A 21315-nucleotide genomic window follows, 5' to 3' on the forward strand; every position below is an offset into this window, starting at 1 on the left:
CCGTGAGCCGTGCGCGTCCGGCAGGCACGGGCGGCCGCGATGCGCCGCGCCGGCCGATGATGACGCACGCTGCCGGCCTACGCTGCTGTCGCGATGCTCGTTGCACCGAGCATCAGGTCGAGATTCTGCACCGCCGCGCCGGATGCCCCTTTGCCGAGATTGTCGAACACGGCGGACAACAGCACCTGACCATGATCCGCATTCACGAACACGCCGAGCCGCAGGTCGTTCGTACCGTTCAGCGCTTGCGGATCGAGGTGCGTGATCGTGCGCGTATCCGCGAGCGGCATGACGTCGACGTGGCGGGCGCCGGCGTAATGGTGCGCGAGACATGCATGCAGCAACTCACCGGTCACGCCGGCACGGAGAAGACGCAGCTCGATCGGCACGGTGAGCACGATGCCCTGCCGGTACGCGGCATAAGCCGGCACGAACAGCGGACGGTGTGCGAGCCCGGCGTGCAGCTGGATTTCCGCGACGTGCTTGTGCGCGAGCGCGAGTCCGTAGACCTGAAGCGGTTTCGTGCGTGCAGCCCCGTTCGATTCGAATTCGTCGACGGCGGCTCGCCCGCCGCCCGAATAGCCGGACACGGCATGGATGCTCACCGGGTAGTCGCGCGGCAGCAGGCCGGCTTGTTGCAGCGGCCGAAGCAGGCCGATCGCACCCGTCGGATAGCAGCCCGGATTGGTGACGCGTCTGGCGTGCGCGATCGTCCCCGCATGTCCATCGATCATCTCCGGAAAACCGTAGACCCATTCCGGATCGGTGCGATGGGCCGAGCTCGCGTCGATCACGCGTACCGCCGGATTGCGGATGAAGCCGACCGCTTCGCGTGCGGCGGCGTCGGGCAGACACAGAATCGCGATATCGGCAGCGTTGATCGCTTCGGCGCGGCGCGCCGGGTTCTTGCGCTCGGCATCCGGCAGCGTGACGACCCGCAGGTCCGTGCGATCCCGCAGGCGTTCGTGGATCTGCAGTCCGGTCGTACCTTGGTCGCCGTCGATGTAGACAGTGGAGAGGCTCATGATGGTCGCGTTCCTCGTTTCGGACGTCGGGAAAGCCGTATCGTCCATCGAACGCCTAGAATAGGAAAAGTTGAATTTCCTGATGGCGAGATTCAGAATTCCTGAACGAGAGGTGGGGATGCGCGAGATCAGTCTGGATCGACTGCGTACGCTGGTCGCGATCGCCGACCAGGGATCCTTCGTGGGCGCTGCGCAATTGCTTCATCTCGCGCCGCCAACCGTCAGCCTTCATGTCGCCGAACTCGAAAGTCGCATCGGTGCGCCGTTGCTGTCGCGCACGCGCGGCAACGTGCAGCCGTCGACCATCGGTGCCGTGCTGGTGGAACGGGCGCGCCGTCTGCTGGCCGAGGTCGAGTCGACCCTCGACGACGTGGAGCGACAAGTGCAGGGGCTGACCGGGCGGGTGCGGCTCGGGGCGTCGACCGGGGCGATCGCTCATCTGTTGCCGCAGGCGGTGGCGCGCTTGCGCGAGCAGCATCCGGACATCGATGTCCAGATCGCGGTGCTCACGTCGCAGGACACGCTGGCGCGCATTGCGCAGGGCTCGCTCGACGTCGGCCTGGTGGCGCTGCCGCAGCCGGCGGTCGCAGGACTGTCGATCCGCGCGTGGCGGCGCGATCCGGTGCTGGCTTTTCTGCCCGCGGACTGGCGGCTTCCGGCACGTGTGACGCCGGCCTATCTGGCCGCGCGTCCGCTGATTCTCAACGATGCGACCACCCGCCTGTCGCGGCTCACGACGGAATGGTTCGCGCTCGGCGGCCACCGCCCCGAGCCGCGCATCGAGCTCAATTACAACGATGCGATCAAGAGTCTGGTCGCGGCGGGCTACGGCGCGACGCTGCTGCCGCACGAGGCCGGTGCCCCGTTGCCCGACGCACGCATCGAGATGCGGCCGCTGCGTCCGGCATTGTGGCGCGAACTGGGGATCGCCCATCGGGCCGGCCCGATCGAGCGGTCGACGCAGCACGTGCTCGATGCGTTATGGGCGCTTGGCGCGCGCTAGAACGCAGAGGATGACATTCCGGTTCGCCGGGGCGACACGCATTGCGCGCGATCGTGCCGGCACCGGTGTGCGGGTGAAGGCCATTACAGCCGGTGGTCCTTTGCGAGCATCAGCACACGCGCCCAGCGCTGCGCATCGCGCTTGTCCATCATCGGCAGCTTCCATTCGCCGTGTATGGCGTCGCGCACACGCACGACCAGATGCCAGCGGCCGCCGATCGGCGCGGCTTCGCAGCCGTCGAGCTGCGACAACGTATAGCGGCCGTCCGCGCCGTCGTGCGACAGCCAGAGCAGCCCCTGCGTCGCGGACACGCGCACCTCGCCCCACGCGCGATGCACGATGTGGGTCCAGCCTTGTTCCTTCGTGTTCGGCGCGATGTCGCGACGGCGTTTGATCCACCATGCAATGAGCGCGATCAGGATTGCGGCGGCGAGCACGGCGGCCGCAATCGCGACCGGTTGGCCGAACTGCGCGGCAATGACGTGAAACAGGTGAACCGCGCCCCATCCAAGGGCGACGAGCGCGAATAGCGCAATGAAAATCGGCATGTTGAATCTGAAAAAAGGACGGACCGGCGCAGGCGACGCGCCGGTCCGTTGCGCGCGGCATCACCGGCGGCGGTGAATGTCGTGCGTGACGAAGCCCGCGTCGTTGGTGGGCAGCGCGAGGCCGTCCTTGACCGCGAGCGTCTTGCGGATGTCGTCGAGCCCCGCGCTCCAATGGTCGCGCATCGTCGACAGACCGAACTGATAGTCCTTGTAATGGTGCTCGTATGCCTTCTGCTGATAGATCAGGTGCTGGATGTTGTACTTCTTCCCGCTCGACATCGCTTCGGCCTCGACGCACCACGGGTCGTTCTTGCGCTGCTCTTCCGGCACCTGCTCGAGCACGTGGCGCAGCACGTTGCGGTAGCGCTGTTCGCGCTGCAGCGTGTCGGTGACGAAACGCGTGCGGCTCGAATACTGCACGTCCTTCGTGCGTTCCGCGACGTCCGCCATCGTGCGCGGCAGCGGCCCGCGCGCGCTCCACAGGTCGACCTGGAACGCCAGCGTGTCGCGACGCGGCCTTGCGCGCAGCACTTCCATCAGCGGCGTGTTCGACACGACGCCGCCGTCCCAGTAATACTCGCCGTCGATCTCGACTGGCGGGAACGCGGGCGGCAGCGCGCCGGACGCCATGAAGTGCTCGGGCGCGAGCCGAATGCGCGAGTTGTCGAAGTACACGAAGTTGCCGGTGCCGACGTTGACCGCGCCGACCGACACGCGCGTTTCGCCCGAGTTGATCCGGTCGAAATCGCACAGCCTGAGCAGCGTCGCGCGCAGCTGCGACGTGTCGTACCAGCTGATCTTTTCCGGATGATCGGACACGCCCGGCAGCGGCGGCGGGAAGCGCGGCACGAAGAATCCCTGCTGGCCCTGCATCATCGCGCTCGCGGCCTGCGACGCGGTGAAGAACGTGCGGATCTGGTCGATGCTGTTGAACAGCGCGAACTCGAACGCGGCCGGAATCGCGGGAAAGAACGCCGGCTGGCAGATCGTTTCCCAGAATTCGCGCAGCCGCTCGACGCGATGCTCGGGCGCGTTGCCGGCGATCAGCGCGGTGTTGAGCGCGCCGATCGAGATGCCGGCGATCCAGTCGAGCGGAATGCCCGCTTCGTGCAGCCCTTCGAACACGCCGGCCTGATACGCGCCGAGCGCGCCGCCGCCCTGCAGGACGAGCGCGATCGTTTCGTACGGCAGCGTCCGCGCAGCGGCCGGTGCGCCGGCTTCGTGATGCAGGTCCGCCGCATCGACGGCCTGCTTTTCTGTACGCGCGTGCGGTTTCATCAGTTGCTCCGAGAAATCCCGCCATGGTTGGCGGAGACCGATGGCGTGCCGTCGGGGAATGGCACGCCGTCGTGAGTCGTGAGAATGGACGTGGTGCGAAAAAATCGCCTCCCGTGAGGAAGGCGAGGACGTGACCGTTACTGCATGAACCAGCCGTGGCTGACGATGAACGACTGGCCCGTGAGCGCGGCGCTCGGGAACGCCGACAGGAACAGCACCGTCTGCGCGACGTCCTGCACCGTCGTGAACACGCCATCGACCGTGTTGCCGAGCATCACCTTCTTCACCACTTCGTCTTCACTGATCCCGAGCTCCTTCGCCTGCTCCGGAATCTGCTTGTCGACCAGCGGCGTGCGCACGAAGCCCGGACACACGACGTGCGAGCGCACGTTGTGCTTCGCGCCTTCCTTCGCCAGCACGCGCGCGAGGCCGAGCAGCCCGTGCTTGGCCGTCACGTACGCCGACTTCAGCGGCGACGCTTCGTGCGAGTGCACCGAACCCATGTAGATCACGACGCCGCCGCGATCGTCCTTGTACATGTGCTTGAGCGCGGCCTTGGTCGTCAGGAACGCGCCGTCGACGTGGATCGCCTGCATCTTCTTCCAGTCGGAGAACGAATAGTTCTCGATCGGATTGACGATCTGGATGCCCGCGTTCGATACGAGGATGTCGACCGAGCCGAACGTTTCGGCCACCTTGTCGATACCGCTGTTGACCGCTTCCTCGCTGGTCACGTCCATCGCGACGCCGATCGCCTTGCCGCCTGCCTTGTTGATCTCGTCGGCAACCGCGTTTGCGCCGTCCTGGTTCAGGTCGGCGATCGCGACGGCGGCACCCGCCTTCGCGAGTTCCAGTGCGATTTCCTTGCCGATGCCGCTCGCGGCGCCCGTGACGACTGCGGTCTTGCCATTCAGGTTGCTCATTTCGAATTCCCGTAGTGAAAGGATTGACAGGGAGATAGGGCTGCGGACGTGTTACTGAGCCAGGTAATCGTAGACGACTTCGCCGAGGCCGAGTGTCAAATCCGCGACGAGGTGGCGCGCTTCGACGATCTCGAGCACCGGCAGGTCGGCCACCGGCGCGAGCGCGTGCGGTGCCAGTTCGAGCGACGCGGGGCCCGTCCACGCACCCTTCATCTTGATGTCCTGCATGTAGTAGCGCACCAGTTCGCACACGCGTGCGGTGCCGTCGACGTGCGGGATGATCTTCAGCAGGAAGTTCGGGCCGGCGAGGCGCTTGGTCTGCTCGTCGATGTCGAGTTCCTTGTGCTTGTAGCCCATCGTGCCCGTCGCGACGCGCACCTTGCCGTAGTCGAGCGTGCCCAGGATGTGATCGGTGTTCACGTGCAGCGTGGGCGACGCGAGCTTCTTCGGGAAACCCCACAGCTCGCGGCCGCCGGCGATCGGCGGGTGATCGTCGAGATACATCGCGAGCGTGTAGCCGCCGGCCTGGCCGTTGTACTCGACCGGGATCACCTGGCCGCTTTCCGTGTAGTCGCCGAAGCCGGTCGAATCGGCCATGCGGATGAATTCGTAATGGACGAGCGGCTCGGTGACCTGCAGCGGCTCGGGGACGATTTCACGCAGACGGTCCGGATCGGTTCGATACGTGATGATCAGAAACTCACGATCGACGAAACGGTACGGGCCCATCGGAAAGGCAGGGCTGGTCAACGGCATCGCAAACGCTTTCGATCGGACATCGCTGGGTTTCATGCGGACTCCTTGTTGTTGATCGCTTCGTGGATGAGTGCTCGTAAGCTCGTAATCCTATGCCTGTGCGTTGCCGTTGTGCGATGCCGCATTTGGAATTAATTGTTGCCGATTTCGAATTATTTGCAACGCAAATATTGAGGCGAACGGTGCAGACCGCGCCGAGCGAGCGCGGCGGCCCGATACTCGCACGTGTCGATGACGCCGCGATGTGAAAAAGGTGAGCCTTTACAGGATGACCGGTGAGCTTTTACGGGAGACGGTCGCGCGGGAATGTGTCAATTGTGTGAACTTGTGTTGCAGTGCAGGCTCTAAGTGCGTTCGCGCGCGACTCCCGGGACCGGAACCGGATTACCGGCCGGCCCCGACGCATTAAGCATTGCTTAAGCGAGTGAGCACTAGCATCGTTCCACCCGACCGGCACGCCGGTCCAAACGTTACGCCCCCACGCAACCGCATTCATGCAGAACCTCAATCTCATCCTGTTTTCCGCCGTCAATGCCGGCGCCGTGCCGCACCCCGGCGTGGCGCGCGCCGCCATCTTCGCCGCCGACTGGCTCGTCTATGCGTTGCCCGCGATGCTGCTGCTGACCTGGATCTTCGGCGAACGTCCGACGCGCCGCCAGGCGATCGAGGCCGGCGTCGGCACGTGCGTGGCGCTGGCGCTCGCACAGGTGATCGGGCATTTCTGGTTTTCGCCGCGGCCGTTCATGGCCGGCGTCGGCACGCAACTGATTCCGCATGCGCCGGACAGCTCGTTTCCGAGCGATCACATGACGTTCGCGTGGAGTCTCGCGGTCGGGATGATGCTCGCCGGCAGCACGCGGCTGACTGGCTTCGTGATGGCCGCGATGGCGGCAGCGATTGCCTGGGGCCGCATCTATGCGGGCGTGCACTGGCCGTTCGACATGGCCGGCGGCGTGCTGGTCGGCACCGCCGGCGCGTTGGCCGCGCACCTGTACGGGCAACGCGTGGTCGAGCTGCTCGAACGGATCGGCGACGCGGTGCACGCGGTGATGATGGGGCGCGAACGCGCGCCCTGAGCGGGAATACCAAGCGGAGTATTGCGGCCGGACGCCGTCAACCGGGCGTCTTGGCCGCTTCAGCCGAAGCGGACGGGCCGCCGCCCGCTTCGTGCAATTCGGGCGTCTCGCCCGGATGCCGTGCGGCGTCGCGTTCTAGTGCGCTTTCCTTCAGGATTGCGCACATCGCAACGAACAGCGCCAGCACGACGGCCGCTAGGCCGCAATAGCCGGCGATCTTCAGGTTGCGAAGGAAAGGCGAAGCGTGGTTTTCTTTTGTCATGACCGGGCGCTCCTGGGCAGGCTGCGGCGGCTGTCGCCCGACAGCGGCGTCGCAGACATACATATATACCAGCCGCCCCGCCGATGCCAAGCCCGCCGATGCGCGGGCGCCCGTCCGCGTCAGTCTTCCAGCGTTTCGTGCACGGCCGTCGCGCCGCGCTTCCAGTATGCCGCCGCGCGGATGCGCGACTTGTCGACACCGCGTTCGGCGGTGAGATGCTGCCGCACCGCACGCATCGACTGCGCTTCGCCCGCCGCCCACACGTAACCGTCGCCGGAGGACGGCAGCGGCAATTCGCGTACCGCATCGAGCAGCACGTCGCCGTCGGCCGCATCGGCTTCGGCGCGAAAGCGCCAGATTTCATGCACGTCGGCACGCGTGTCGAACGCGATTTGCGCGGTGCGATCCGCGACTTCCAGCACGACGGCCGCACGCGCGCCGGCCGGCAATTGCTCGAGACGCCGAGCGATCGCGGGCAGCGCCGTATCGTCGCCGATCAGCAAATGCCAGTCGAAATCGATCGGGACCACGAACGAACCGCGCGGGCCGCCGATGCCGAGCCATTGACCGACGCGCGCCTGCGCCGCCCACTGCGACGCGGGGCCCGGATGGTTCAGCACGAATTCCAGATCAAGTTCGCAGGCGGCGCGATCGAAGCGGCGCGGCGTGAAATCGCGCGCGACCGGCTTCGGCTGGCCTTCGGGAAACTCGGGGCCATTCGCGCCGAGCGTCGGCATCGCGGGACGCTCGGCGCCGGGCGGCGGGAAGAATACCTTCACGTGATCGTCGAACGACGACGATTCGAAATCCGCGAGGTCGGGGCCGCCGAGCGTGACGCGCAGCAGGTGCGGCGTTACCGCGTGCACGCGCACGACCTGCAGCAGGCGGAATTTGAGGGTGTGCCGCACACGGGTGACGGCGCGTTCGGAGGTGTTCTGCATCGATCGGTTCTCCTTGGGGTGAGCGAGGCGGCGCGGATCACGCGCCGGTACCGCCTTCGATTTCAGCCGTCGCGCGGCGCATGATCGCCGCGATGCGCCGCTGTTCGTCGGCATCGGCGGCGCTCTTGTGGAGCAGCGCCCGCTTCAGGGCAAGGCGGGCTTCGACGAACTCGGGCAACCAGCCGGGCTGCGTTTCGTCCTGTGCTTCGCCGCCCGCCGATTCGCCGGCGAATGCGCGACGCATGAATTCCATCTTGCGTGCGAGGTGCGTGAGGCGCGCGAACAACGTATCGACGCGCTCGCGCTGCGCATCGAGATGCGCGCGCCCGGCGTCGGTCAGCGCATAGCGCTTGCGGTTGCCTTCCGCCTGCGAGGCAACGAAGCCGACTTCCTCGAGATACGTCAGTGCCGGGTACACCATGCCGGGGCTCGGGCTGTAGAAACCGTTCGAACGCGTGTCGAGCGCCTTGATCAGCTCGTAACCGTGGCTCGGCTGCTCGGCGACCAGCGCGAGCAGCAGCAACTGGAGGTCGTCGGAGCTGAACTGGCGGCCGCGCGGCATGCCATCGTCGCCGAAGTCGCCAAAGCCGCCGCGTCCGCCACGGCCACCAAACGGGCCGCCGCCGAAGGGATCGTGGCCGCGCCGATGGCGGCCGATCGCTTGCCACACTCTGGCGTACCAGTCAGGGCCGGCATGCGCACCATGACCGTCGCATCGGGCATGGCCGCGGGAGGGGTTGTGTCGCATGATCGTGTCCTATATGTCGAAAAACATATCTAAAGATATATATCGAAAGATAGGGTGTCAAGGAGGATTATTTAGGGCCGGATGATGGTGGGTGTGGGTGAACGACGGCTGTGGCTTCGCAAAAACGAGTCATTTTTCCGTTCTTCGTCCGCGGCTATCGACGGTTGGCGCCCGTGGTTGCGCATTGCATTCCGGCGGCTCAGCGAAGGGGCGTCCCGGAGCGCCGTTTTGGGAGGCTGCGTCGTGCGTGATTGTGTTCGACGCATATCCGACTCGGTTCAAGCGTCTTCGCGAAACTTGCGGTCGAGATCCGTGACACCGGAATGGACGAAACCATCGACGTGTTCGCGTTTGCACAGCGCATTGCGGCTGCGGATGTCGCGATCGATGAGCAATGTCCTCGCGATGTGCAACAGGTGCGCGACACTTTCCGCGAGGTATCCGCAGCGGTGTGTCTCAACCGAATCGTGTCAACGCGGACCCGCGCTTTTACGAATTTGTCCGCTGCGCTTGCACATCGACACATCCTCCCCGGCACGAAAACACGCGAGTGGATAGTGTATTGAGCAGCACTTCCGTCATATCGTCACCTACCGACTTGCGATCATTCGTATGCGCGAGCCGGCTGCCGCTACACAGGATCAGCAAGCCGAACAACGTAGCATCCGTTGTCGTGGGCAACGTTGTGCCAACGCACTCGCGTGCGTGGCGCATGCAACGGCCGAAGGCGTCGAGTAGCTCCACCCATAGCGCATCAAGGACCGCGCGAATCTCGTCGTCGCGGATGGATAGGACCAACGCCTCCACCCATATCGGAAAGCAATCGCGACTGCTCAGTAAGTTCGCACAATACGCGAGCACACGCGATGCCGATTCCTCGGGCGCGCCATCGGCAACGACAGCTTCAAGTCCGGCGAGCATTCGGTCGTGATCGTGGCGAAGCAATTCGATCAGCAGATCGCGTTTGCTGACGAAGTTCGCGTAGAACGCGCCGCGTGTGTAGCCAGCGGCCCGCGCGATATTGTCGAGACTCGCAGCGGCAATGCCTTTCTCGATGAATACTGTCCGGCTGGCCGCGATGAGGCGACTACGTGTGTCGGATTTGCGTTGTTCGCGTGTGATGCGGCCGTGTTTCATGATGCATTTTCCGTCGGAATGGCAGGTCGTCGACATACAGTGAATGAGCCGGCCGATGGCGCAAGTGGTGCTGCTGCGCGCATCGCCGAATTCGATGCGTCAGGCCCTTTTCATGTCTGCTAGAACGTATAGGCGACGTTCAAGAAGACGCTAAGTGGATTGAGTCGGAGCGTGGATTTCGAAACGATCGGCGTTCCGGTTGCGGTCTGCCCGTATACCGTCAGGTTTGTCTTGACCGGGATGTAGTTCAGAGCGACACCGACACCCCAATGCTTCGCGACCTTGTAATTCGCACCGATTTCGAATACCGGATTCCACGATGAGCTAAGCGTTGCGTGCGCCGATCCGCCGGGGCCGTAGCTGTCGGTAATGAACTGGCTGTTGGTCGCCCGGACCTGGGTGAACCATGTGTAGTTCACGCCTAGTCCGATGAATGGCCGGAATTTCGATTCCGCCGAAAACAGGTGATATCGAAGATCGACGGCAGGCGGCATGGGCCTCGTAGAACCGAGGTTGCCGTACTTATGGAGCGTCCCGTCGCCCACCAGGTCGACTTTGAGTGGCAGTCCAAACAGCATCGCGACACCGATGTTGTCGGTGATGTAGTACTCCGTGGTAATGCCCATCGTATCGGTCGAGGTCGCATGCGCCCCGGTGCCGGCCAGTTGATGATTGACCATGACGCCACCAACGCTCTCCACGGTCAACGGCGTCGCATTGCCCTGAGGCGCGACATGAAGCCATCCGACCGACATCGTCATGCTTCCCGCCGTTTGGGCATTTGCGTTGTCGATAGCCGATGCCGAGCAGATGCAAGCCAGCATGCCGACCGAGCGGATTGTTTTGCTGAACGTCATATGTCTCATCCTGTCTGTATGGAAGGGTTTTGTTATTGGAATGCGGTTGCTAACAACTGCGTGACGATATTTACTCTGGATACCTGATTATTTCGTGTAGAACGATGCGATCGATGCGCAGTTGCCGAGTGCACAGACTTCGTGTTGCGTGCACACTCGTCGCGCCGATATCAACGGATATCTCGGCGGCGCGCGTGTCAATTCATTTATCTACTTCGCAGATTCCATGTGAAATCCGATAAAACGATTTGAAGCCTCTGCGGGTCGATTGAACTTCAGTCGCTCTCGCCGCTTGCCGCACGGTCATTCGATGTACCCGTCGTTCGCTCGCTCGTTTGCCGTGCGGCCGAGATCGAAAACGCAAACGGGAAGCGTCCCAGCACGGCGCGCGCCGCAGGTTCAAATCGTGGATCGGTAAGCTCAACCGAGATCAGCATCGCGCTCGACTGATCGGTGGCGACCTCGACAGATGCACCCGCAACGCCAGCTTCGTCCAACGCCGAGCGGAGTGCGTCACCCGTCTCGCGGCGCTTGAGTTCCGGTTTGAAGATCTTGCCGACGCCGGTGAGCGGAATTGCTTCGACGATTCGGACGTGTTTGGGTAGCGCGGCCCGCTCGGTAATCTGCTCGCGCATGAATGTGGACAAGTCCTGCTCGGTGGCCGTCGCGCCCGGTTTGAGCTGAACGTACGCGACCGGCACTTCGCCGACATGCGCGTCGGGGCGCCCGATTCCCGCGGCGATCTGGACGGCCGGATGTCGATGCAGCGGTTCCTCGATGGCCGCCGGGTCGATATTGTGGCCGCCGCGAATGATCAGGTCCTTCCTGCGGCCAGTCAGCCAGAAGTAGCCGTGGGCGTCGCATCGAGCGAGGTCGCCGGTGTTGAGCCAGCGCTCGCCGTCGCCGAGATCGAGCCACAGGCCGGCGTTCTGGTCGGGATTCGTGTAACCGGCAAACACGTTCGGCCCCGAAATGACGAGCAGCCCGACTTCGTCAACCGCGCATTCGCGCAGGTAACGTCCGGCATCGTCGACGACGACCGTCCTCATTGCCTGAAAGGGAATCCGTAACCCGATCGATCCGAGCTTGCGCTCGCCGGTGGGCGGATTGACGCTGCTCACGCACGTTCCCTCGGTCAGGCCGTAGCCTTCGAGAATCTTGATGCCCGTCCTTTCCTGGAACGCACGAAAGACCTCGACGGGCATCGGCGCCGCACCGCACAGGCCGTATTCGAGCGAGTCGATGGCGTGGTCGCCGACGGGCACGTCGAGCAGCGACGCGTACAGTGTCGGGACGCCGCTGAAGAAGTTGATGCGATGATGTTCGACGATTTCCCAGAAGCGTTTGACGACGCCGTCGCCCCGGTAGCCTTGCGGGGTGCCGAGCACGACATGAGCGCCTCGGGAAAATGGCAGAAGGCCGGTCACCATCGCCGCATTCACGTGGAAGAGCGGCAATCCGCAAAACGTGGTCTTGCCGGGGCCGATGCTGTCGCCGAGGAATTGGCCGGCGCTCCACGCGTTCGCCACTTCGTTGCCGTGACTACGCATCGCGATTTTCGGCAATCCTGTCGTTCCTCCGGTGCAGAAGAAGGACGACGGGTCACTGGACCGAAAGTGCCGTGCGCTGTCGAGCGCTTCCCCGGATTCGCGCGCGATTGCCGTGGCGAAGTCGTGGATCCGCACGCGAGCAGGTACCGCACGCCGCAGATTGCCATCTTCATGCGGCGTTGCACACGTGTCGCGTTGGCGCGTGCGTGACGCCGCCGGGCCGCCGGCGCGATCGACCAGATCGACCAGCACGAGATGCTCGAGCGACTCGATCTCGTGAAGAATGGCGGCGACTTTTTGCCAGAGATCGGTGCCGGGGAATGGCGCGAGCGTCACGAGCACGCTGGCGCCCGCGGCATTGAGCAGATCGCCTATCGCCCGGCTTTCCAGCAGCGGATTGATCGCGCAGACGATGCCGGCGGCCTCGCCGCCCCAGATCACGAAATGCGTTTCGGGCAGGTTGGGAAGGACATAGGCGATCACGGAGTCCGCGTTCACGCCGAGGCGGACGAACATGTTGGCCGTGCGCGTAATGTCGTGCACCAGCTCTCGATAGGTCCAGCGCTCGGCGTCGCGATGCGCGTCGACAGTCGGAAAGAACGAGAGCGCGGGGGCGGAAGGATCGATTGCCGCGCCGGCGCGGATCAATTCGTACGTGCTGGCCGGCAAGTCGTGCGGCAGGCCCCGTGCTTCGATGGCCAGTACGTCGTCCAGGGTCGCGATGCCGCTCATGCCGCTTCTCCCACGATCATGTTGCGTTGTACGCCGAGATCGATCGTTCCGTCGCGACTTGCGATCCGCGCTTCGACGATGTCTCCGGCCTTCAGGTATTGCGTCCGCGCGGCCTGCACCTTCATGAACATCTGCCACTTCACGGCCTCGGGAAACAGTGCGACGACGCGCTGCTTGAGCGGCGAAGGAATGCTGAGCGCACAGCCGGCCGGCGTGCCGGTCGCGAGCAGATCGCCTGCGTGCAGGTCGTGCACGCCGGACAGCTCGGTCAAGGTTTCCGCCGGACCGAAGACCAGGTTGGCCGTCGAATCCTGCTGACGGACCTCGCCGTTGACGGTCAGCGTCAGATCGAGCGCCTTCAGCTTCGGGAAGTCCCGTCGCTCGAGCAGGCACAGATAAGGGCCGACCGGGCCGAAGGTCCGATAGCTCTTGCCCTTGTAGAACTGCATCTGCGGAATCTGCACGTCGCGCGCGGAGTAATCGTTCACGGTCACGATGCCGGCGATATAGTCGTGCAGGTTCGCGTCCGTGATGTGCTGATGGGAGGTGATGTCGCGCCTGAGGATGAGTCCGAGTTCGATCTCGTAGTCGAGAAATCGAACGTGCCGTGGCTTGACGACGGGTGAATCGGCCGCGACGATGCAGCTCGTCGCCTTCGTGAAGATCATGTTGAACTTCTTCGCATCCGGATCCATGCCCGATTCGATCATGTGCCGGCGGTAGTTCGCGCCCTGGCAAACGAATTGCTGGTTGGCCGTGACCGGAGGCAGCCATTCGACGTCGCGCTCGGGAATGGTCGGGCCGTCGAGCGCGACGAGGCGCTCCACCGGATTCGCCGCGAGAAAGCTCGCCGTTGTCTCGAAGTCGCCGGGGATCGGCGTGACGGCGCCGTTGGCGACCACGCCCCATCGGGCGCGGCCTTGATGCCGGAAATGCAGGACGTGCAGTGACATGAGTGCGTCTCTCGTGTTTCGGAAAGCGGTTGTAGATCAGGCGAAAATCCTGGCCAGCGTGACCAGCTTGCTCAGCGTCAGATCGGGACTGCGGCGCAGGTTGCGCAACAGCGCCGCCAGGCTCGATGGCGTCATGCGCGGCTTCGTGAAGCTGCGCGGCATCGACGGCCCCCACTGCGCCATCGCTTCCCGGCTGACCGCATGCACGCCTGTCGGCTCGTCGGCGGTAAACAGATCGCCGTCGCAGTAGTGTTCGTGCTTGTCACCCCACGGGTCCTGCCAGTAGTCGAAGATCTGGCTGCCGAGAATGTGGCGCCCGATGCCCCACGCATGCGTCCAACCGTTGTCGCGCAGCATGCGCTGCCCCATGCCGACCGCATCGGCATCGATCAGTTCGTACGCACTATGGCTGTAGGTCGGCACGAAGCCCTGGGCGAGTGCGAGCGTATGGTGATCGGCCGGTTGGTCGCCAAGATCGAGCCGCATGAACGCAACGGCAGGCGAGCCATCCGGCAGCACCTGGACGTCGCTAGGGATGAACCCGAAATGCCGCGTGTACCATGCGCACGTCTCCTGGTAGTCGGCCAGCTCGAGCACGACGTGACCGAGCCGGACGATCTCCGGCGCGCTTGCCGGTGGCCGCTGCGTCTCGTTGATCCGCACGGGTGTGTCGACCGAATTGAACGGCAGCGGTGCGCGGTGCGGCAACGCGCTGGCCGGCATTTGGTCCGCGATCGCATCGACGCGGAAACCGGAAGGATCGACGAGCCGCACGCGGTAGCCGCCGCCAGGCCAATCCGATGCCTCGACGTCCGATGCGCCGGGGACCCGAGCGAGCGCATCCAGATCGGCGCGGCTCGCGACCCGCAATCCCAAGCCCACGAACCGGGCTTTCGGTGCGCGACGAACCACATAGCAAAAGTGTGCGGCTTCCGTTCCGCGCAACAGCAGTACCGATTCGTCTCGCTGAACCGTCCGAAGGCCGAAGTCGTTGAGGAAGCGCTCGGCCTCGCCGAGATCGGGGCGATCGAAGATCAGGTAAGCCAGCGCCGATGCCTTCGTCGTCGGGTGCGGGTGGCGGGCCGGCTGTGCAGTGGTCAGTTTCATGGCGGATAACAGTCAGGCGGATCAGAGGGCAAGCGCGACGGAGGGCGTCGTCGCATCACGGGATATTCCGAGCAACGTCAGGCTTTCGTGCACGATGCGGTCTGCATCTGCAACCGGCCCGTCGTGGACGATGGTTTTGTCGGGACGCACGACCGCGATCCAGCCGAGAGGCGCGAACCGGGGAAGGAAGGTGCCGTCGAGGTCTTCCCAGTGGTCGCGCCCGGAAAGATGCAGTCGCTGCCCGCGATGCGCGATCTGGACAATGGCGCCGCCCGTCTGCGCCAACGCCGTCGCCGTGCCGGGATCGAGCGATGCGCGAGGATCGCAGCCGAATCCAACCAGCGCATAACCGTCGCCCAGCACGTCGTCGCTCAGGCGCGCGGTGCCGTCGGCACTTCTCAGCCAGCCCTGCGGGATGGTCGCGCCGCGAACCAGCTTCGTGCGCGTGCAACCTTTGACGAAAAGTCCGGACCGGAACGCGTTCTTCGGCTTGATGCGCAGTTCCTCGAATTGCGCGCGCAGGCCGGGCACCAGCCGAGACAGCCGCATCAGGCCATGCGTCGCGAATGCGATTGCGCCGTTGCGCGGCATGACGAGGCGACCCATGAATTTCGCGAGATTGATCATCGATTTCGCGTGAGGGCGGCGCTCTTCGTCGTAGGTGTCGAGAATCCGCGGATCGGCCCTGCCCAGGATGACCCAGGCGAGCTTCCAGCTCAGGTTGGCCGCGTCGCGCAAGCCGGCGACGAGCCCCTGGCCGACGAACGGCGGCGTAATGTGCGCCGCGTCGCCGGCCAGGAAGACGCGCCCCTTGCTGAACGCGTCGACGGTTCTCGCGTGGAAACGGTAGACCGCCTTGCGCTCGATGGTGATGTCGTCGACGTTGCCCCATGGCGCGAGCAACTCGCGGATGCGCGCATCGGACTCCATTTCGTCGCGGCTTTCGTCGGGATGGAGCATGAATTCCCAGCGCTCTCGCCCACCCGGCGCGACCATGTGCGGTGTCGGCCGGCGATGATCGCAGATGAACTCGACATGATCGATCGGGCGCGGAACATGGTGGGCGTCGACGATCAACCAGTCCTCGGCATATGTCTTGCCCTTGAATTCCTGACCGATCAGCTGGCGCACGAGCGAGCTCGCGCCATCCGCGCCGACGATGTAACGGGCGCGCACGACGTGCGTGCGCCCGTGCCCGGCATCGAGCGACGCGAGCACGTGATCGGGCTCCGTAGTGAAGCCGGTGAGCGTCGTGCCGAGTGCGACATGGGCGCACGCGTACGTGCGCAAGCGGTTGCGCAGGCAGCGTTCCAGGTCGGGCTGGTAAAACGTCACGAGCCTCGGATGGCCATCCAGGCTGCCGAGCGTATTCACGCGGCCGAACTCGCCAAGCAGCGGCGATCGCATCCGGACGTACGGAATCGCGACCGTCTCGAAATCCTGCTCGCCGATGCCGGCCGACTGCAGGATCCGCAATGCTTCGTTGTCCAGCGCGATTGCCCGGGGCGCCATGAACATCTCGGCGGCCTTGTCGATGACCATGACGTTCACACCGTGACGCGCCAGCATGTTGGCCATTGCGGCGCCAACCGGTCCGAATCCCACGATCAGTACGTCGACCGCCGCAGGCAGTGCGCGCTCCGCCGATGCCGGCGGATTCCCGCGAATGGACGCACTGGCGCCCGTATGAACATATGTCTCCACCATTTCTCCATTCGTCTTTCGATTGGATGTGCAGGCCGTGTTTGGCTGCTTGATGACATTAAAGTCATAGATGATGACTTTGTCAACGTAGACATTTGAATCTATACTTGGGCACGAACAAGGACCGGAAACGTCATGCCGAACACACCGAATCGCCGCACATCCAGACGCTCCAAGCCGGAGGCATCCGGCCCCACGGCCGCAGCCGCGGCCGAGGTCGCGGAGGAGCGCGAGCCGCGCGGCGCGCGCCGCAAGCGGGAAACCCGTGCCCGGCTGCTCGATGCCGCACTCAGGTTGATGGCGGAAAAGGGCATGGAGGGCGTCGCCATCAACGAAATCACGGAAGCCGCCGACGTCGGCTTCGGGTCGTTCTACAACCATTTCGAATCGAAGGAAGCGATCTATGCAACGCTCGTGGACTCGGTGTTCGAGGAGTTCGCGGACTGGCTGGATCGGCTGACCAGCAGCCTGACCGATCCGGCGGAAATCATTTCCGTCTCGGTGAGGCATACGCTGATGCGCGCGCGGCGCGAGCCCGTCTGGGGGCATTTCCTGATACGCGAAGGATTTTCCGCACGCGTGCTGACGCTCGGCCTCGGGCAGCGGCTGCTGCGCGACATCGAACGCGGCATTGCGGCGAAACGATTCGTCGTCGCCGACCCATTCATCGGCTTCCTGTCCGTCGGCGGCACGGTATTGACCGCGATTTCCGCCGAACTCAACTTCGTCGCGCCGGGCGCGCCGGCGACCAGCGTGCTCAAGGCACTCGGCTTCAGCGGCGAGAACTTTCCGGAGCGTACGGCGACGACGTTGCTGCAAACGCTCGGGCTCAAGCGCGCCGAGGCCGAGAAGATCGCGAGCCGCCCGTTGCCGGTCGTCGAAACCGCTGATACGGTGCAGTAACGCGCCGGGGGCGCGGGCATTGATCCGCGTCATCCGCGCATCGCGAGGAATCCAGTCGGTCAGCCCGGCTGATCCACGCCGGCGCGAGCGGGTCAGCTGGCGCCGGCCGAGGCCGGGCAACGCGCGGCCGATGCGGACGGCGTCGCGGATTCGCTCGTCGCGAACGCCGCGAGTGAGCTGGGCTTTGCGGCGACGGCGCGAATGCCGGCGGCAATTTCCACGGCGATTGCTTCCAGTGCCAGGCGGTGGCCAGCGACGAGCGCATCGTTGCCGTTGGCCACGTTTTCGCGGATCGCGCTGCGACACGTCAGCGTCTGCTGACCGCGCGTCGCTTGGACACTCCAAACCGCATCGATCAGGACGTGCGATCCCGGCCACGACTCGAAACGTTGAACGTCGACCGCGACGCGATACACGGGAAAATTGTCGTCGTGCGGGACGCGATGCACGTCCACGCCGTTCAACCGGCGCGTGATCAGGGCCGACAGCGCGGTGCGAATCTCGTCGTCGACTGGCGACGCCCAACGATCTTCCTCGAGTATGTCGACCCGGGCCGGGCTGGTCTGCACGACCAGCCGGCTGCCGGCGACCGGAGCCGGTACGCGCACGGCCAGCACGTCGACCTGCCGCACCGCGTTCGATATGCCGGGAGCGGCGTCCGTGCGGTAGTCCCCCGCGAGCGTGTAGAACCGCGTCGGCGGCGACGCGCACGCCGCGAGCACGCTCAGCCCGACACAGGCCGCCGAGCGAACGACAACGCGCAAGGTACGGAACGGAAGCGACGTCATTGCTTGTCTCCTTTCTTGCCGAATATCAGCGATTCAGGGTGGCGCTCCAGATAATCCGCGAGCGTATTGAGCGACTGGAGCGTTCGCGTGAGTTCCTGCATCGCGCCGTGGATGTCCGTCTGCATGGGCGAGTCCTGACGAAGCGTCGACTCGGCGGCGTTGAAGGTGCGCTGCGCCGACGACAGCGTGTCGCGCGCCTGCGGCACGACTTCGGTATCGAGATGACCGAACAGGCGATTCGCGTTTTCCAGTGCGCCGTTCAGGTTCGCGCCGATGCGATCGAACGGGACCTGATCGAGCTTCTTCGCGATATCGGCAATCTGCACCTGCAATTCGTCGAGCGTATTCGGCACGGTCGGCAGTTCGATCGGCGTGTGGTGTACGTCGACGGTTGCGCGAGGCGCCGTCGGGAACATGTCGAGCGCGACATAAAGCTGGCCGGTCAGCAGATTGCCGGTTCGCAACTGGCCGCGCAGCCCCTGCGTGACGAGATGCTCGAGCAGTTCGTGGCCGCCCGGCGTATTGGGCGCGGGGATCGACGCATTGCTGCGTTTCGTGAGTCGCGACGGATAAAGCGCCATCGTCACTCTCATGCTGAAGTTCCTGGCGTTCTCGTGATACTCGATCCCGATATCCGTTACCTGGCCCAGCGCGATGCCGCGCACGTCGACCGGCGCTCCGACCGACAATCCCCGCAGCGACTGGTTGAAGCGCATGACGACCATCAGCGGTGCGCCGTCGGCTTCGCGCATGGCGTCGGCTTCGTCGGGCGCGAGTCGGAAGACGGCGTTGTCCGGGGCCAACGGGCCGCTGTCCTGGCCGGTCGGCGACTGAAACGCGAGGCCGCCGACGATGACCGTGGCCAGCGATTGCGTGTTGAGCTTCAGGCCGCTGGAGTCGAGCCGCAGATCGACGCCGCTCGCATGCCACCATCGCGTGTTGGTCCCGACGTACTTGTCATAGGGCGCATTCACGAATACGCGGACTTTCACGCCGGCGCCGTCCTCGTCGAGCGAAAAGCCGACGACTTGCCCTACCTGCACATGACGGTAGAAAACGGGCGAGCCGATATCGATCGAGCCCAGCGACGCGCCTCGCAACTCGTATTGATGCCCTTGCTGATCGGAGGTGACGGCGGGCGGATTCTCGAGACCGACGAAGTCGGTCTGCCGGTCGTTCGAGTGCCCCGCGTCAACGCCGATATAGGCGCCGGAGAGCAGCGTCCCCAGCCCCGATACGCCGGTGGCGCCCACGCGCGGGCGAACGACCCAGAAGCGCGTATTTCGGGTTGCGAATTTGTCGGCCTCCTTGGCCAACTGAAGCGTGACGACCACGCGTTTGAAATCGTTCGTCAGCTTGATGGCCTGTACCGAGCCTATCTCGACGTCCTTGTACCTGACCTTCGTCTTGCCGGCTTCGAGCCCTTCGGCATTGGCGAACGTGACCGTGACAGTCGGGCCTTTTTCGGCGACGGACTTGACGACGAGCGCCAGTCCGATGAGCGCACAAACGAGAGGGACGAGCCAGACGAGGGAAGGTATCCAGCGGCGGCGCGGCTTGATTTCGGGTTGAGGTAGATCGAAGGGATGCATCGCTCGAAAGCTTCTGGTGTGAAGGGTGACGGGCGCGCAGCCCGCTCAGGAAAGGTGTTCGGACGAGACGGATGCTTTGCATCGCGAATCGTCCCAGATGAGCCGCGGATCGAACTGCATCGACGCAAGCATCGTGAGGACCACCACTGCACAGAACGCAAGCGCGCCAGCGCCGGCGCGGATGTCGGCGAAGGATCCGAAATGCACGAGCGCGACCGTCAGTGCGACGACGTAGATGTCGAGCATCGACCAGCGTCCGATCAGCTCGACGATCCGGTACAGCCTCGACCGTTCAAGCGGACGCCAGCCGGAGCCGCGATGCGCGGCGATCGTCTGCAACGCAAGAATGCCGAGCTTGAGCATCGGCACCATCACGCTGGCGACGAATACGACAACGGCGAGCGGCCAGTCGCCGGAGGTCCAGAAGTACGCGACGCCGCCGAGAATGGTGTCGTCTTCCGGCCGGCCCAGTGAGGTCGCGTGCATGATCGGCAGCAGGTTCGCCGGGATGTACAGCAGGGCGGCGGAGATCAGGAGCGCGGCGGTGCGCTTGATGCTATCCGGCCGGCGCTGGTGCAGCCGCGAGCCGCATCGCGAACAGCGCTGGTCCGCCGCTCGCGGCGCCAGGCGTCCGCATGTATGGCACGCGATCAATCCCGCGCGATTCGCGGTGATGCCGGCCGGCGCGTCGTGCGGCACGGAATCCGGCGTCACGCGCGCCGCGCCGTGCCCGGTGCGCGGTTTCGCATGAACCACGCCGGAAATGCGGTGCGTCGTGATCTCGTTGTGCGCTTCCCAGAGGGCAACGGCATCGAACGATGTCACGGCGACCAGCATCAGCGTCAACGCCGCGAACGCGAACAGCGCCGTTCCGGGGATGACATGGGCGAGGCTCGCCATTTTCACGATCGTCACGAATACGCCGAGCATGAATACCTCGATCATTCCCCACGGCCGCAATTGCTGCACGAACCGGAGTACCGGGCCGAAGCGACGCGGCGCGCGACCGAGGCGCAGCGGAATCAGCAGGTAGAGCAGCGCAACGAGCTCCATCAGAGGAAACAGCGTCGTCGAGCAAAATACGATCGCGGCGACGCTGTACAGGTGGTTCGCCCACAAACCGGCGACGGCGTCGAACAGCGTGGCGTGCGACGTCATGCCGTTCGCGTCGAGCGCCATGATCGGGAAGCTTTGGGCGATCAGGAAAGTGACCAGCGCCGCGACGGTCATCGCGCAGGTGCGATCGAGCGTCGGCCGGCTTTGAGGTACGCCCGCGAGGCGCGCGCCGCAGCGCGAACAGTGTGCGACAAGCCGGTGAAGGCGCGGCGGCCGGCGAAACAGCAGGTCGCATTCGTGGCAGGCAATCAGGTTCTCGTATTCCATCCGGCAAACTGAAAGGCGTTTCGATATCGATGATTCGGCGCCGGCAGGC

General features: G+C 64.7%; 20 protein-coding genes. 3 read left to right on the forward strand and 17 right to left on the reverse strand.

What is annotated here, in order from left to right:
- Positions 1-77: 77 nt before the first annotated feature.
- Complete coding sequence (gene argC, locus WS51_RS00060; protein ID WP_059977507.1) at positions 78-1025, reverse strand: N-acetyl-gamma-glutamyl-phosphate reductase; 948 nt, start codon at positions 1023-1025, stop codon at positions 78-80.
- Between the two features lie 118 nt (positions 1026-1143).
- Here argC and WS51_RS00065 point away from each other — a divergent pair, with 118 nt between their 5' ends.
- Positions 1144-2028, forward strand: coding sequence for a LysR family transcriptional regulator (locus WS51_RS00065; protein WP_059501265.1), 885 nt, complete (start codon positions 1144-1146; stop codon positions 2026-2028).
- Between the two features lie 83 nt (positions 2029-2111).
- Here WS51_RS00065 and WS51_RS00070 read toward each other — a convergent pair whose 3' ends face one another.
- The 4 genes from WS51_RS00070 to WS51_RS00085 all read right to left on the reverse strand — a co-directional run bounded on the left by WS51_RS00070 (position 2112) and on the right by WS51_RS00085 (position 5569).
- Positions 2112-2576, reverse strand: a complete 465-nt coding sequence (locus WS51_RS00070) for a hypothetical protein (protein ID WP_059772555.1) — start codon at positions 2574-2576, stop codon at positions 2112-2114.
- A gap of 60 nt (positions 2577-2636) precedes the next feature.
- On the reverse strand, positions 2637-3854 hold the full coding sequence (locus tag WS51_RS00075) for a patatin-like phospholipase family protein (RefSeq protein WP_059501262.1): 1218 nt from the start codon (positions 3852-3854) through the stop codon (positions 2637-2639).
- A gap of 137 nt (positions 3855-3991) precedes the next feature.
- The gene (locus WS51_RS00080; RefSeq protein WP_059794969.1) at positions 3992-4777 is read right to left on the reverse strand and encodes a 3-hydroxybutyrate dehydrogenase; all 786 of its coding nucleotides are present in this window, start codon (positions 4775-4777) and stop codon (positions 3992-3994) included.
- Positions 4778-4828: 51 nt separating this feature from the next.
- Positions 4829-5569: an acetoacetate decarboxylase gene (locus WS51_RS00085; RefSeq protein WP_006485181.1), complete on the reverse strand. Its 741-nt coding sequence runs from the start codon at positions 5567-5569 to the stop codon at positions 4829-4831.
- 458 nt (positions 5570-6027) lie between these two features.
- Here WS51_RS00085 and WS51_RS00090 point away from each other — a divergent pair, with 458 nt between their 5' ends.
- Positions 6028-6609, forward strand: coding sequence for an undecaprenyl-diphosphatase (locus WS51_RS00090; protein WP_069228388.1), 582 nt, complete (start codon positions 6028-6030; stop codon positions 6607-6609).
- Positions 6610-6646: 37 nt separating this feature from the next.
- Here WS51_RS00090 and WS51_RS00095 read toward each other — a convergent pair whose 3' ends face one another.
- From WS51_RS00095 to WS51_RS00135, 9 genes are all read right to left on the reverse strand, one after another.
- Positions 6647-6871, reverse strand: coding sequence for a hypothetical protein (locus WS51_RS00095; RefSeq protein ID WP_059508133.1), 225 nt, complete (start codon positions 6869-6871; stop codon positions 6647-6649).
- Positions 6872-6990: 119 nt separating this feature from the next.
- Complete coding sequence (locus WS51_RS00100; RefSeq protein ID WP_059507959.1) at positions 6991-7812, reverse strand: siderophore-interacting protein; 822 nt, start codon at positions 7810-7812, stop codon at positions 6991-6993.
- Between the two features lie 37 nt (positions 7813-7849).
- Positions 7850-8560 carry a PadR family transcriptional regulator gene (locus WS51_RS00105; RefSeq protein WP_059447428.1) on the reverse strand — a complete coding sequence of 237 codons (711 nt, stop codon included), beginning with the start codon at positions 8558-8560 and terminating at the stop codon, positions 7850-7852.
- Positions 8561-9049: 489 nt separating this feature from the next.
- Entirely contained in the window at positions 9050-9697 is a 648-nt protein-coding gene (locus WS51_RS00110) for a TetR/AcrR family transcriptional regulator (RefSeq protein WP_069228389.1), read from the reverse strand.
- Between the two features lie 119 nt (positions 9698-9816).
- Positions 9817-10554, reverse strand: coding sequence for an OmpW/AlkL family protein (locus tag WS51_RS00115; RefSeq protein ID WP_059542329.1), 738 nt, complete (start codon positions 10552-10554; stop codon positions 9817-9819).
- A 275-nt stretch (positions 10555-10829) separates the two neighbouring features.
- Positions 10830-12836 (reverse strand): acyl-CoA synthetase, encoded by a 2007-nt coding sequence (locus WS51_RS00120; protein ID WP_069228390.1) that lies wholly within the window; start codon positions 12834-12836, stop codon positions 10830-10832.
- The gene (locus WS51_RS00125) at positions 12833-13789 is read right to left on the reverse strand and encodes a fumarylacetoacetate hydrolase family protein (protein ID WP_059447439.1); all 957 of its coding nucleotides are present in this window, start codon (positions 13787-13789) and stop codon (positions 12833-12835) included. The genes WS51_RS00120 and WS51_RS00125 overlap by 4 nt, the downstream gene beginning before the upstream one ends.
- A gap of 36 nt (positions 13790-13825) precedes the next feature.
- Positions 13826-14896, reverse strand: coding sequence for a VOC family protein (locus WS51_RS00130; protein ID WP_059542335.1), 1071 nt, complete (start codon positions 14894-14896; stop codon positions 13826-13828).
- A gap of 21 nt (positions 14897-14917) precedes the next feature.
- Positions 14918-16603 (reverse strand): bifunctional 3-(3-hydroxy-phenyl)propionate/3-hydroxycinnamic acid hydroxylase, encoded by a 1686-nt coding sequence (locus WS51_RS00135; protein ID WP_059800581.1) that lies wholly within the window; start codon positions 16601-16603, stop codon positions 14918-14920.
- Positions 16604-16735: 132 nt separating this feature from the next.
- Here WS51_RS00135 and WS51_RS00140 point away from each other — a divergent pair, with 132 nt between their 5' ends.
- Positions 16736-17503 (forward strand): TetR/AcrR family transcriptional regulator, encoded by a 768-nt coding sequence (locus WS51_RS00140; protein WP_069228391.1) that lies wholly within the window; start codon positions 16736-16738, stop codon positions 17501-17503.
- 92 nt (positions 17504-17595) lie between these two features.
- Here the strand turns inward: WS51_RS00140 and WS51_RS00145 are convergent, their stop codons facing one another.
- The 3 genes from WS51_RS00145 to WS51_RS00155 all read right to left on the reverse strand — a co-directional run bounded on the left by WS51_RS00145 (position 17596) and on the right by WS51_RS00155 (position 21266).
- Positions 17596-18225, reverse strand: a complete 630-nt coding sequence (locus tag WS51_RS00145; protein ID WP_236872357.1) for a PqiC family protein — start codon at positions 18223-18225, stop codon at positions 17596-17598.
- Between the two features lie 62 nt (positions 18226-18287).
- On the reverse strand, positions 18288-19883 hold the full coding sequence (locus tag WS51_RS00150; protein ID WP_059846970.1) for a PqiB family protein: 1596 nt from the start codon (positions 19881-19883) through the stop codon (positions 18288-18290).
- Between the two features lie 45 nt (positions 19884-19928).
- Positions 19929-21266 (reverse strand): paraquat-inducible protein A, encoded by a 1338-nt coding sequence (locus WS51_RS00155; protein WP_069228393.1) that lies wholly within the window; start codon positions 21264-21266, stop codon positions 19929-19931.
- Positions 21267-21315: the final 49 nt, after the last annotated feature.

Source organism: Burkholderia territorii, from assembly GCF_001718335.1.
Taxonomy (GTDB): Bacteria; Pseudomonadota; Gammaproteobacteria; order Burkholderiales; family Burkholderiaceae; genus Burkholderia; species Burkholderia territorii.